Raw genomic sequence first — 13,062 nt, forward strand, 5'->3', positions numbered from 1 at the left:
TATGCGTTATTTCTTTTTACGAGGGATTCCAAGGCGTTGACGACGTTCCCAAAGACTTTTTCGACTTATCCCTAACTTTTGTGCCAGTTCGGTTTCTGTCATCTTGTCTTCGTTTTCTAGTACAAAGTGTTGAAAATAATCGTCTAGGGACAGCTCAGAGGCACCTTGGCTATTGCTGCTTTCTTTTTCAGAGGCACCCGACTGTAACGATTCCATCATGGCGGGTGAGACCGAATCATCATTTTGAACATCAATAGCCATGTTGCTTGCTTCAATGTCTTCGCCATCGTTAAGGATGACCGCACGTTCGACGGCGTTTTCCAATTCTCGAACGTTACCCGGCCATTTATATTCTCTAATGGCTCGACGACAAGTCGACGAGAACTGTAGTTCTCCTCGATTGAGCTTTTTGCATGCTCGATCCAGTAGTTTGTCGGCGAGCTCTAAGACATCGTCTCCTCGGTCCCGTAAAGGCGGCAATTTCAGTTCGACTACATTAAGCCGATAATAGAGGTCTTCACGAAATTCATTCTTTTGTGCCAGCTCTTTTAGGTTTCTATGTGTTGCTGCCACTAGTCGCACATCCACTTTTTTACTGTGCACACTGCCCACGCGGCGGATTTCGCTTTCTTGCAATACACGTAGTAGTCGCGCCTGTGCTTCTAAGGGTAATTCGCCAATTTCATCCAAGAATAAGGTGCCGCCGTCGGCGGCTTCAACCAAGCCTTGGCGTACGGCAGTAGCACCCGTGAAGGCACCTTTTTCATGACCAAACAGTTCTGATTCAATCAGGGTTTCAGGAATAGCAGCACAGTTAACACTTATTAGTGGAGCATCTGCACGCTGACTTTGATCATGAATAGCGCGTGCGACCAATTCTTTACCAGTTCCCGATTCCCCTAAAATTAGGACGGTGGCATCGGTAGGGGCAACTTTGCTGATTTTCTTAAACAAATCTTGCATGGGAGGACAGCTGCCAATAATGCCGGAAGTAGGATGTACTTTCTGGATTTCTTGCTTTAGTGCTTGGTTTTGTCGCTCAAGTGTTCTTTCTTTTAATATGCGTTGAACTGCGATGAGCATTTCATCGTGATCAAAAGGTTTGGCAATGTAATCCACCGCGCCGAGTTTCATTGCATCGACGGCGCTGCGTAAGCTTGCATAGCTGGTCATAATTAGGACCGGCGTTTGTGTTGATTGCTCAATGAGTTCAGTCCCGTTACCGCCAGGCAGGCGTAGGTCACTGATGATTAGATCGTAATTTTCCAGTGACTTCTCTTGGGCCTCAGTGAGACTAGCAGCTTCGTCTACCAGATATTCATTGCGTTCCAATAAACGACGAAGCGCACTTCGAATTACTTTTTCGTCTTCTACTATTAAAATGTGCGCCACGCTTATTCCTCCTGGTCAGATACTTGGGTTTCAGGTTCATCATTGGCAGTGAGCTGAAATCTGGGTAAGTTTATGATCACAGCGGTACCCGTCTGTGTGGTTTTATCCACAGGACTCTGAATACTGATTTGTCCGTAATGCTCTTCGATAATGCTATAAACAAGTGCCAAACCGAGGCCTGTGCCTTTGCCTACTTCTTTTGTTGTAAAGAAGGGTTCAAAAATACGTTCTATTTTTTCAGGAGCAATCCCTTCGCCTTCATCAACAACTCTGATCGTGACGGTATGCTGTTCTAATTCTGCACTGACATTGATGCAGGTATTATCAGGACTTGCGTCTCGAGCATTGCTCAGTAAATTCACAAAGACTTGCTGCAAGCGCTGCTCGTCGCCTAATACAATGGCGTCGTCAGGGCAATGGTTTTCAAACATTACTCCTTGTTCTTTTTCACTGAGTTTCAGAAGGTCGATGGCGTCTTGCGCACATTGACGAATATCCACAGGGCCTTGCTCTTGGTGTTGTAGATGATTACCCGTATGGGAAAAGTTCACCAAGGATTGCACAATGCGACTAACTCTTTGTGTTTGTTCTAGTACCTGTTCGCCTATTTCATGGATGGTTGGGTCATCACTTTCGTACTTTAAATCTTGAGCCAGCATGGCAATACCAGTAATGGGATTTCCGATTTCATGAGCTACTCCCGCAGCCAAACGACCCACACTGGCTAAGCGTTCACTGTGTACTAGCTCTTCTTCAAGCAGTTGGGTGTCAGTTTGATCTTCCAATAAAATCACAAGGCCACCGTATTCATGACTGTCCGGGTTTTCTAGTGCACCTTTATGCAAGCTGATCCAGCGAGGACGGCCTTCGACTTCGATTGCTTTTTTATGTAGGTGGGTATTATCGTCCTCAATGAAATCTAATAACAAACTACGCAGTGGTTCGACTAGGTTGGAGACTTTGCTTCCAACTACTTCCTCTGCACTGATGCCAGACTGCTCTGCTAGGGCGCTGTTCCACATCAGAATCTCGCCGTCGGCCCCAAGGCTGCATGCGCCCATGGGTAAGCGTTCCAATGTTTGTCGGTGGAAACGTCGTAAACTATCCAGTTCTGCTGCTAAACCGGTTAGACGTGAATGATAGGCCTCTAAACCTTTTTCGATGAAGTGAATGTCGTGACTGGCTTGCAGTTCACTGGAGTATTTAAAGGGTAACCATTTGCTCACCAAACTATGGGCGACACTTGGGCCCATCAAACCCGACAAATTAATTTCAATGCGGCTACGTAGGCGACGTAATTGATAAGGACGGTTTTCTGAAATATTTAAATTCAAATCTTTAAGCGCTTGCACCACTTCCCGTTTCGCTGCTTGCTCTCCTAGTGGTTCACTTAAGCTGGCAATGAATTCTTCTGCGGTTTTGGCCACCAGTTCTTTGCGCTGCGGAGCGCTTAGAGTATCGATACTGCAGGCCTCTGCGGCACTTTCTTCTATAGGGCGTGTGGTGCTAGTAATACTAACCATCACAAACACGATGAAATTCGCCAGTACTGAGAGGGTGGCTGCTAGATACCAATTTTCGTGATTAGTGGGCGGCAATAATTGGTCAAGCCAGGATAGGCTCTGGAAATCCAATAACGGCAGCAGCATAGCCCAAATCCAGATAAAGATCCCAACCATGAGGCCAGACAAAAAGCCTTGTCGGTTGGCTCCGGGCCAATACAGCACACCTAATACACCGGGTAAAAATTGTAAGGTGGCGACGAAAGCGATGATACCTAATTCAGCGAGACCTTTATCTGCGCTTAAATAACGATAAAAACCATAGCTGGCGATAAAGATCGCAGCGATTAACCAGCGGCGAACCCACAGTAGCCAATCGTACATGTCTTTTTTTGGGTTGGGTTGAAATGCTGGTAAGACAATGTGGTTCAGGGTCATGGCTGCCATTGCCAGTGTGGTGACAATCACGATACCGGAAGCTGCAGCCAAGCCGCCAGTAAAGGCGATAGCTGATAACCATGGATCATCCAAGGCCATACCGATGCCAATAGCGTAATATTCGGCCGGTGTCTGCACATCTAAAAAGACCCCCGCCCACAGGATCGGAGGCACCATAATCGCCATGATCAATAGGAACAAAGGCAAGCCCCAACTTGCATGAATAAGGGAGCGGCTAGAGGAGTTCTCAGTAAAGGCCATGTGGAACATATGGGGCATAACCACAGCAGCGGCAAAAAACACCATTAATAGTGTGCGCCAAGGACCTTCTTGAATAGGGTCTTGCATGGATGATAAGCGCATATGGTTATTATCTAGCCATGCGTCCATTGCCGCGGGGCCATCGAACACGCTGTACAGAGCAACAAAACCAAGAATGCAGATAGCGACCAATTTAATGATGGACTCAAACGCGATGGCAAACACAAGGCTTTCATGTTTTTCTCGTGGACTAACATGACGCGCACCAAACAAAATGGCAAATACAGTCATGACAAAGCAATAGCCTAGGGCAATATCAATGCGGCCAAATTCGTTATTCAATAGTCGGAAACTTTCCGTCACCGCAGTAATTTGCAGGGTAATTAATGGGAGTATTGCCGCAAGCATAACTAGGGTAGTGACGGTGCCTGCTGCCCTTGATCGAAAGCGGAAAGCAAATAAATCGGCCAAAGACGTGAGTTGATAGTTGCGGGTGATACGTAGAATAGGTTTAAGTAAAACCGGTGCTAAGACGAACGCGCCGCTAATTCCTAGATAATACGTGAGATATCCATATCCATATTGCTGTGCCAAACCGACTGAGCCATAAAACGCCCACGCGCTGGCATATACCCCAAGAGATAAAACATAGATGAACGGGTTACGAACCCACTTGCTGGGTATCCAATTTTTTTCCACTGCATAGGCGGTAAAAAATAAAGTGAATAGGTAAGCTAAAATAATGGCAATGAGGGCGCTTAAACTAAAACTCATTTATGACCGCGCTCCTCAGTATTCCCGTCGTTCTGTTGAACATGTTCTTGGCGCAAACTGAAGCTGTTTAAGAAAATTGAAATCCCGATCAAGATTAGCCAAATGGCGAATGGTCGGTACCAAGCTTCCGTAGGCTGTAACCACCAATCAATGATCATGGGCGAAAACAGAAAGGCAGCAAATACAAACAGCAAGATCAGCCTATGGGTGTACATGAGCGTCCCGAATCCAAAACTAGGCCGATGATGTTACTGCTGGTAACAGGTAAGGGCAAGTTTTAACCGATTAAATAAGCCCTTGTTTGTTGGCGGGTATGGTTTTTGGCTGCCAGTTTTCGACGGCAAACGCCAAAACCTCTGAGCATGTTGGTAGGCTAGTGGGTGGCTCCGCTTGTTGCAGAAAATGCAGGGCGTGGCGCAGATTCTGTTGTGGTTGCGTGAGATCTAAAGCTTTAGCTTGGTTTTGCTTACTCAGTTTTTGTCCTTGATCGTTAGTAATCAATGGAATGTGCATGTAGTTAGGGATGGGGTATCCCAAGCACTGCATGAGATAGATTTGTCGAGCAGTATTATCCAATAGATCGACACCGCGTACCACATGGGTGATACCTGCATCATGATCGTCGGCGACAACGGCCAATTGATAAGCATAGTATCCATCTTTGCGCTTGAGCACTTGATCTCCCACTTCACTCAGAGGTGTCTCGGTATAGGAACCGTAAACTCGATCTTTAAAGTGAATAGGATCGTCTTTCATGGCTAAGCGCCATGCATGGGGTTGTTCAGTATTGCTATGGCAACGTCCTAAGTGCTTACCTTGCTGCTCGGCCAATTGTTTGCGTGAGCAATTGCAGGCAAATAAATCGCCACTTTCTCTGAGCTGAGCGAGCACGTCTTCATATCGCTTGTGATGCTGGCTTTGCAGGCTGACTTGGCCATCCCAATGCAGATCATGAGCAATTAACTGCTGTTGAATCAGTTTAGTAGCGTTAGGATCTTCCCTTGGTGGGTCAAGATCTTCAATGCGTAATAACCAAGCTCCGTTATGGGCCTTGGCATCTAGATAACTGGCGAGCGCGGCAACTAAAGAGCCAAAGTGCAGTGGTCCGGTAGGTGTAGGGGCAAAGCGACCGATGTAGGACATGGGGAAATTGATGTAAATGCCCCGCCAAAACGGGGCTATTGAGGGCTAGCCGCCCACTTGCTTTTCTTTAATTTCAGCAAGTGTCTTACAGTCGATGCACAGATCGGCTGTCGGACGGGCTTCAAGACGACGAACGCCGATTTCAATGCCGCAGGCTTCACAGTAGCCATAGTCATCGTTTTCGATAAGTTCCAACGTCTTTTCAATTTTCTTGATTAACTTGCGCTCACGATCGCGAGTTCGAAGCTCAAGGCTAAACTCTTCTTCCTGACTAGCGCGATCGTTTGGATCTGCGTAGTTTTCTGCATCGGTTTGCATGTGGGTTTTGGTGCGATCCGCTTCTTGCATCAGTTCCTGTTTCCAGTTGTTCAGGATCGCTTTAAAGTGCGCCTTCATCGGCTCACCCATGTACTCTTCGCCCTTCTTCTCTTTGTAAGGCTCGAAGTTAGACAATGCAAATGCGTTATGTTCTTTATCTGGCATAAGATTCTGCCTCACCCTTTGGCGGCACAATGGCCAATATCGATTCCATTAAATCCTAAGGACGAATCTTTAGGACCCCCTACTATAGGTACTTACAGCCCGACAGGGGTTTTTAAGCGGGCGAAAAGCTATCAGATAACCTCGCCTTTGACCACATTAATATCAAAAAATGCTGATCTTTGCTGCAAAATCAGGACAATACAGCAAAAATTCTTGAGTTTATAGTAATGAAAACGGCCAAAAGACTGAGCAATATATCGCCTTTTCACGTTATGGACCTGTTAGCTAGGGCGAAACAGTTTCAAGCCGAGGGCCGAGATATTATCCATTTAGAGGTTGGAGAGCCTGATTTTCCAAGTCTGCCTTGCGTGATTTCAGCAGGCCAGCAAGCATTGGCGAACGGACATACCCATTACACGCCCGCTTTAGGTTTACCGCAGTTAAGGCAAGTCATCGCTCAGTATTATAAGAGTCGCTATCAAGTTGACGTAGACTGGAATCGGATTGTGATTACTCCAGGCGCCAGCGGTGCTTTGCAGTTGGTAACAACTTTGTTACTAGACGAAAGTGATCAAATAATGCTGGCGGATCCCGGTTATCCCTGCAATCGCCATTTTGCTGCTGTGGTGAATGCGCAAGCACAAGAAGTGGTTACGTCTGCAAAAGATGATTTTCATTTGACGGCTTTACAAGTCAGTCAGCATTGGCAGAAGCAAACCAAGGCTGTAATGGTGGCTACGCCGTCTAATCCCACTGGTGCTGTGATGAATTTGCAGCAACTACAAGATTTGCAAACAGCGATTAAGCAACAAAGAGGCGTTTTAATTGTTGATGAAATTTATCAGGGTCTGGTTTTTGATTCGGCAAAAGACATCACTGCATTACAACTGAGTGGTGATCAATCCAATCTATTTGTGATCAATAGTTTTTCCAAATACTTTGCCATGACAGGTTGGCGTTTAGGGTGGATGGTGGCGCCGGAGTGGGCCATGGAAGGATTAGATCGCCTCGCGCAAAATATCTTTCTTGCCGCGAATACCCCAGCACAGCATGCGGCATTAGCGGTGTTTGAAAAAGAAGCATTACAGCAGTTGGATGAGCGTAAAACAGAATTGCAAAAGCGACGTGATTTTCTGCTTCCCGAGTTAATCAAATTAGGGTTTGATGTGGTGGCCGAACCAGAAGGCGCATTTTATATCTTCGCACGCATTAGTCATTTTAATCATAGACATGCAAAAGACAGCATGGCGTTTTGCTTAGACCTATTGGAAAAAACCGGCGTCGCCATAACCCCTGGTGTAGATTTTTCTCCAAGTCATGGTCATGAATATGTACGCTTCGCTTACACCCAGCCGATAAGTGAGCTGCAGCGTGCAATGGATAAAATAAAACACTATTTAATGTAAACCGATTATGAAATTTGATTTTCCGCTTCAGCAAGGTATTTGGATTAAACGTTATAAACGCTTTATGGTGGATTTGGATATCGGCAAAGCCGATGTGCTCACGGTCCATAGTGCCAATACCGGTTCTATGAAAAACTGCTATGTTGAAGGTGGCAAGGCTTGGTTTTGGGATAGCGGTAACGAAAAGCGAAAATATCCGCATTCGTTGGAATTAACGGAAACGCCATCGGGTCATATCGCATGTATCAATACATCGAGACCCAATTATCTGGTTAAAGAAGCTATCGAAAATGGCACCGTTAAAGAGCTGCAGGGTTATGAAACCTTAAAGATGGAAGTGAAGTATGGCGATGAAAATAGTCGTATTGATATCTTTTTAACGGGCAATAATAAAAACGTTTACGTAGAAGTAAAGAATACCACTCTGCTCGAAGCAACCCTTAACGGTCAACCAAACGGAGATGGTAGTTTAGAAGAAGGCGTTGGTTTTTTTCCTGATAGTGTTAGTGATCGTGCCAGTAAGCATTTACGAGAATTGATGCGCATGGTGGATCAGGGTAACGAAGCCGTGATCTTTTTTTGTGTGAATCATACCGGCATTAAGCAGGTCCGTCCCGCCGATCATATAGATAAGACGTATGGCAAACTTTTGCGTGAAGCTAAGCAAAAGGGTGTGCATCTACTCGCTTATAAGAGCGAAATTTCAGATACAGAGATAAAACTCGTTGAATCCATTCCTGTGGTTTTAGACGATTAAAATAGGATAAAACAAACGTTTAATTGCGAAATGTTCTTGCGAGATGAGTGATACTGGACTATAAAAATAGTGCAGCACCTCTAAATATAATAAAAATGGGAGGTACATTATGACAGCCCGCTACATGGTTCGTTGCCTAATACTCATCTTATTCATGCCTTTGAGCTTTACCGTTTCTGCGCAGTGTGATCGATTATTTAATCGACTGATGAGTGCAGAGCCCTATTTGAAAGACGCACTGCAAGACCTGAAAAAAACCTGTGTTAACGAAATCGCAAAAGAAGATAATCGGTATTGGCAATGCATCGATAAACGTATTGATGATAGTAATGCTAGTTTTGAGCAGTTTATGCTAAGTTCCGAAGTCTGTGATTTAGAAAATACACAAGTAGGGCAGTATTAGCTTTTAGTTATTAGTTTTGAGTTTTGAATTTCAGTATCGTCATTCCCGACTCGATCGGGAATCCATCAAGCGGTTTAAGATCAATTGCATGGATTCTCAGCCAAGCTGAGAATGACAGCGAGTATCGTCATTCCCGACTCGATCGGGAATCCATCAAGCGATTTAAAATCAATTGCATGGATTCTCAGTCAAGCTGAGAATGACAGCGAGTATCGTCATTCCCGACTAGATCGGGAATCCATCAAGCGATTTAAAATCAATTGCATGGATTTTTAGCCAAGCTGAGAATGACAGCGAGTATCGTCATTCCCGACTCGATCGGGAATCCATTGTGCGGTTTAAAAATAATTGGATGGATTCTCAGTCAAGCTGAGAATGACAGCGAGTATCGTCATTCCCGACTTGATCGGGAATCCATTGAGCGGTTTAAAATCAATTGCATGGATTCTCAGCCAAGCTGAGAATGACAGCGAGTATCGTCATTCCCGACTCGATCGGGAATCCATCAAGCGGTTTAAGATCAATTGCATGGATTCTCAGCCAAGCTGAGAATGACGACTTTGCTTGACTAGAAAGCTAAAGTACCAATCATTTAACACTTAACACTTAACACTTAACACTTAACACTTAACACTTAACACTTAACACTTAACACTTAACACTTAACACTCAACACTCAACTCTTCTAAGCCTTTCAATATAATCTTATAGGTATCCTCTGGGCTTTCCATCGGCATCAAATGACCGTAGTCTGTTTTCTCAATGAAAAGTGCATTATCTTGAATGTCTTGCCATCGATCCCAAAGTGCATCATCGAATAAGTTGTTGCTATGTCCTTTGATAGCAACCGTTGGGATATTATTGAATCGGCTCCCAAGCTTTCTTATTTCGTTCATCAAGTAGACAGGCATCGTATAGTTGTAGGCCTCCCATTCTTTTGGGAAAACTAACGAATAGTCACCGTTTTTTTGCGCGCGAATGGCATGTTCTTCAAAAGCCTTATAGGACTCTTCAGGAAATTTTTGATACCCCTTAAAGCGGCGAATGTACTGTGAATATTCTTCGACGTTATCGAATCGATGACGCTTTCGCAGTGTGCCCTGATATAGGTTAGATTTTTGCAAGATGCGTTTTGGCAGCAATTTGCCTAATGTTGCTAATTTTAAGTTGACCATGGCGGGTTCGATGAGAACCAGTGCTTTGAATAGATCAGGTCGTTTGTTAGCAGCGATGACGGTATTGCTTGCCCCCATGCTGTGACCAACACCAATGATCGGTTCCCCCACTTTAGTCTCAATGAATTCGATTAGGTCATCTGCAAAGACGTGCCAGTTTTTATGGCTTGGCAATCCGGCTTTAGGCCAGGTTGCTCGGTTTCCCATTGCATAAACATTATACTGTTCACTCAGGCGGTCCAGCAGCGGAGCGTAAACACCGTTGCTAAAGCCATTTGCATGATATAAGTGCAAAGCGCAGCCGGGGCCTTTTTTGTGGATATAAGGGGGTAAAGTCATAAATTCTGATTGTAGCTAGATTTAGTCTTATAAGAGCATGAAGCTGAATCAGTATAAATAGCCAAAACGAACAAAAAGTTGACCGAAATTTAAGTATTGAGTTGTGAGTGGTAGCTTCTTCATTCTCAGCTTGACTGAGCATCCATGCAATTGATTTTAAACCTCACAATGGATACCCGATCAAGTCGGGTATGACAGTACTGGTGTGTCATTCTCCGGCGTCGCGAAGCGACAGACCGGAGAATCCATGCAATTGATTTTAAGCCTCACAATGGATTCCCGATTGAGTCGGGCATGACACTCTCGACTTAACATTCACTACTTTACGCTGATCTGATGGATACCTGATCAAGTCGGGTATGACAGTACTGGTGTGTCATTCTCCGGCGTCGCGAAGCGACAGACCGGAGAATCCATGCAATTGATTTTAAACCGCACAATGGATACCCGATCGAGTCGGGCATGACACTTATAACTCAACTTTTTGAATTCAACACTAACTAGCTATTTATCAGTGTCTATGCAGCTGAAAATGGAGATCTCTGTTAAACTAGGGTTTTACGATTGATTATGGCAACTACTGTGTCTCAAACCGCTTTTTCTTCACTAAAACTCGATCCGGCATTACTCCAGAATCTAGAAGACTTGGGTTATCAGCAAATGCGTCCAATTCAGGCGCAAAGTTTACCTGCCATAATTGAAGGGAAAGACGTTATTGGCCAAGCAAAAACCGGTAGCGGTAAAACTGCCGCGTTTGCTTTGGGTCTTTTGCATCATCTAGACGTAAAGCGTTTTCGAGTACAGCACTTGGTTTTATGCCCCACTCGAGAGCTAGCGGATCAGGTAGCAAAAGAAATTCGTCAGCTCGCGCGGGCTATTCATAACATCAAAGTGCTGACACTTTGCGGTGGTATGCCATTTGGTCCGCAAGTGGGCTCATTAGAACACGGCGCCCATATAGTGGTGGGTACTCCAGGTCGCATTGAAGAGCATATTCGCAAAAACAACCTGCCTTTGAAGGACATTACCGGCTTTGTTTTAGACGAAGCGGATCGCATGTTGGATATGGGTTTTCAAGATTCTCTAGAGAGCATCGTCAATGCGCTACCAAAACAGCGTCAAACACTTTTGTTTAGTGCCACATATCCCGAAAACATTGAAAAGCTCGCTGCTTGGGTGACCAATAAACCTGTGCGCGTAGAAGTCCAAGAGAGCGACGTTCACAGTCAAATTAAGCAGCTTTTTTATCGTTTGCAAGATAACAAACAACGAATGACCGCTTTATCCTTGTTGCTTAAAAAAGAGAAACCAGAAAGCAGCATTGTATTTTGCAATACCAAGCGAGAGGCTCAAGAAATCGCTGATGAATTGCGTAGTCAGGGCTTTTCGGCAGTGGCCTTGCATGGGGACCTAGAGCAAAGACAGAGAGATCAAACGTTGGTTCGCTTTGCCAATAAAAGTGCCAGCATTATGGTCGCAACCGATGTTGCAGCACGAGGTTTGGACATTGAAAGTGTAGATGCCGTATTCAACTATCATTTAGCTCGTGATCCAGAAGTCCATGTGCATCGCGTCGGTCGAACAGGGCGTGGGGATAAAAAAGGCAAAGCATTTTCTTTTTATACCGATAAAGAAGGATACAAGTTGGTTGCGCTCGAAGAAACTTTATCGGTCGATGCAACGGCGCAAAAACTACCTGATTTTTCAGTATTAGATAAGCCTGCTTTCAAAGCCCCTATGGCCACCTTACAAATTGATGGTGGTAAAAAGCAAAAAGTTCGCCCGGGGGACATTCTGGGGGCCCTTACTGGTAAAAACGGCATTGCAGGTAAGCAAGTGGGTAAGATTTCGGTGTTGGATTACTGTGCCTATGTTGCAGTTGAACGGGATGCTGCTAAACCAGCGTTGAAGAAGTTGTCGGAAGGAAAACTGAAAGGGCGTTCGTTTAGAGCAAGACGTATTCGCGGTTAAGGAAAAATATGGTGCGAACCAGTGATCTGAGTAGCGAGGACGAAAAGCACTTATTAGAGCATGATGCGGCCAAGCTTTTTATGCGTTGCTACGAAAAACGCACTGGTAAAAAGATTCGCCATATTTGGCATAACCAACCCCGTCGTCCCGATACGTCTTGCTTGTTAGAAGATGAGCGATTGGATTTAGAAATCGCCCATCTTTATGGCAGCGAAGAAGAAGCTCGTCAGATTCTTAAGCAAGGCATCACCCGCAATACACAGCACAAATTAGAGCAGCAAAGTTCGATCATTGATTTAAATGAGCGCTTGGTTGATGCACTTAATTCAATTTTACTGAAGAAGTCTGAAAAGCAGTATGATAGCGAACGAGTGTGGTTGGTTATTCGAAATGCACATCCCGCTTGGGAAAAATCCTGCATTGCGCAGAACCTAAAAAAAGTATCTGTTCCACTGGGTCATGTGTTTGAACAAATTTGGGTCGTCGCAGACTTTAAAGGAGAAACTGGTATCGTGCAGTTGTTTCCTAGTAAATCTCCTTAGTTTCGATACTTACTGATTTGGCTTTCTTTTCCTTTCCATTTTTCCTTCCACTGGGTTAAACAGCCGTGCTTAAAGTTGAAGATGCGATTAACGTGATCGCCCAGATATGTCCACTTGTTTCTTTTCATTGACGTGGGCTGGCCTAAACGTTTTCTAATATCCTGTTTTTTCATGCCGACTTTATATTTATCTTTTACTCGTAAATTACGAAGTTCATAAGAGGGAATAAAAGGGCAGGTACTTTGCTTCTGATTTTTCTTAGCTGGTTTTGACTGCTTAATTGTAACGTTAGGAATGGTTTTGTATTCGGTTTCTATGGCTTGGGGTTGATAGCTAATACTGTTGTTGTCACTCTGACAAGGATTGGCTTGATAGCTCACAGCCCCCGTGGGATCAACGCACTTATGAACTTCGCCGTGTGCTTGAAAACTCAATAATAAAATCAACACAGCATGATACTTCAATTGAGACCCCTT

General features: G+C 44.7%; 11 protein-coding genes. 5 read left to right on the top strand and 6 right to left on the bottom strand.

Going from position 1 to position 13,062, the window contains the following annotated elements; all coding sequences use genetic code 11:
• Positions 1 to 6: 6 nt before the first annotated feature.
• The 4 genes from HF888_RS01795 to dksA form a co-directional block, all read right to left on the bottom strand.
• On the bottom strand, positions 7 to 1,392 hold the full coding sequence (locus HF888_RS01795; protein ID WP_007017901.1) for a sigma-54-dependent transcriptional regulator: 1,386 nt from the start codon (positions 1,390 to 1,392) through the stop codon (positions 7 to 9).
• Between the two features lie 2 nt (positions 1,393 to 1,394).
• A complete protein-coding gene (locus HF888_RS01800) occupies positions 1,395 to 4,367 on the bottom strand; it encodes a sensor histidine kinase (RefSeq protein WP_007017902.1) in 2,973 nt (990 codons plus the stop codon).
• A gap of 285 nt (positions 4,368 to 4,652) precedes the next feature.
• The gene (gene gluQRS, locus HF888_RS01805; protein ID WP_007017904.1) at positions 4,653 to 5,510 is read right to left on the bottom strand and encodes a tRNA glutamyl-Q(34) synthetase GluQRS; all 858 of its coding nucleotides are present in this window, start codon (positions 5,508 to 5,510) and stop codon (positions 4,653 to 4,655) included.
• Between the two features lie 45 nt (positions 5,511 to 5,555).
• Positions 5,556 to 5,993: an RNA polymerase-binding protein DksA gene (gene dksA / locus HF888_RS01810; protein ID WP_007017905.1), complete on the bottom strand. Its 438-nt coding sequence runs from the start codon at positions 5,991 to 5,993 to the stop codon at positions 5,556 to 5,558.
• Positions 5,994 to 6,220: 227 nt separating this feature from the next.
• On the opposite strand from dksA, the gene HF888_RS01815 reads away from it, so the two are divergent.
• The 3 genes from HF888_RS01815 to HF888_RS01825 all read left to right on the top strand — a co-directional run bounded on the left by HF888_RS01815 (position 6,221) and on the right by HF888_RS01825 (position 8,559).
• Positions 6,221 to 7,399: an aminotransferase class I/II-fold pyridoxal phosphate-dependent enzyme gene (locus tag HF888_RS01815; protein WP_040297786.1), complete on the top strand. Its 1,179-nt coding sequence runs from the start codon at positions 6,221 to 6,223 to the stop codon at positions 7,397 to 7,399.
• A gap of 7 nt (positions 7,400 to 7,406) precedes the next feature.
• Positions 7,407 to 8,156, top strand: a complete 750-nt coding sequence (gene sfsA / locus HF888_RS01820) for a DNA/RNA nuclease SfsA (protein ID WP_007017907.1) — start codon at positions 7,407 to 7,409, stop codon at positions 8,154 to 8,156.
• 109 nt (positions 8,157 to 8,265) lie between these two features.
• Positions 8,266 to 8,559, top strand: a complete 294-nt coding sequence (locus HF888_RS01825; RefSeq protein ID WP_007017908.1) for a hypothetical protein — start codon at positions 8,266 to 8,268, stop codon at positions 8,557 to 8,559.
• 662 nt (positions 8,560 to 9,221) lie between these two features.
• Here the strand turns inward: HF888_RS01825 and HF888_RS01830 are convergent.
• Positions 9,222 to 10,073, bottom strand: a complete 852-nt coding sequence (locus HF888_RS01830) for an alpha/beta hydrolase (RefSeq protein WP_007017909.1) — start codon at positions 10,071 to 10,073, stop codon at positions 9,222 to 9,224.
• A gap of 570 nt (positions 10,074 to 10,643) precedes the next feature.
• Between HF888_RS01830 and dbpA the strand changes: the two genes are divergently transcribed.
• Positions 10,644 to 12,044 carry an ATP-dependent RNA helicase DbpA gene (gene dbpA, locus HF888_RS01835; protein WP_007017910.1) on the top strand — a complete coding sequence of 467 codons (1,401 nt, stop codon included), beginning with the start codon at positions 10,644 to 10,646 and terminating at the stop codon, positions 12,042 to 12,044.
• Positions 12,045 to 12,052: 8 nt separating this feature from the next.
• Positions 12,053 to 12,586, top strand: coding sequence for a hypothetical protein (locus HF888_RS01840; RefSeq protein WP_007017911.1), 534 nt, complete (start codon positions 12,053 to 12,055; stop codon positions 12,584 to 12,586).
• Here HF888_RS01840 and HF888_RS01845 read toward each other — a convergent pair.
• Positions 12,583 to 13,050: a DUF4124 domain-containing protein gene (locus HF888_RS01845; protein ID WP_007017912.1), complete on the bottom strand. Its 468-nt coding sequence runs from the start codon at positions 13,048 to 13,050 to the stop codon at positions 12,583 to 12,585. The genes HF888_RS01840 and HF888_RS01845 overlap by 4 nt on opposite strands.
• Positions 13,051 to 13,062: the final 12 nt, after the last annotated feature.

It is taken from the genome of Bermanella marisrubri, assembly GCF_012295615.1.
Lineage (GTDB): Bacteria > Pseudomonadota > Gammaproteobacteria > Pseudomonadales > Oceanobacteraceae > Bermanella > Bermanella marisrubri.

Coding starts and splice junctions, on each gene's coding strand:
- HF888_RS01800 (WP_007017902.1), bottom strand. CDS start 4,367: ATGAGTTTTAGTTTAAGCGCCCTCATTGCCATTATTTTAGCTTACCTA.
- gluQRS (WP_007017904.1), bottom strand. CDS start 5,510: ATGTCCTACATCGGTCGCTTTGCCCCTACACCTACCGGACCACTGCAC.
- dksA (WP_007017905.1), bottom strand. CDS start 5,993: ATGCCAGATAAAGAACATAACGCATTTGCATTGTCTAACTTCGAGCCT.
- HF888_RS01815 (WP_040297786.1), top strand. CDS start 6,221: ATGAAAACGGCCAAAAGACTGAGCAATATATCGCCTTTTCACGTTATG.
- sfsA (WP_007017907.1), top strand. CDS start 7,407: ATGAAATTTGATTTTCCGCTTCAGCAAGGTATTTGGATTAAACGTTAT.
- HF888_RS01825 (WP_007017908.1), top strand. CDS start 8,266: ATGACAGCCCGCTACATGGTTCGTTGCCTAATACTCATCTTATTCATG.
- HF888_RS01830 (WP_007017909.1), bottom strand. CDS start 10,073: ATGACTTTACCCCCTTATATCCACAAAAAAGGCCCCGGCTGCGCTTTG.
- dbpA (WP_007017910.1), top strand. CDS start 10,644: ATGGCAACTACTGTGTCTCAAACCGCTTTTTCTTCACTAAAACTCGAT.
- HF888_RS01840 (WP_007017911.1), top strand. CDS start 12,053: ATGGTGCGAACCAGTGATCTGAGTAGCGAGGACGAAAAGCACTTATTA.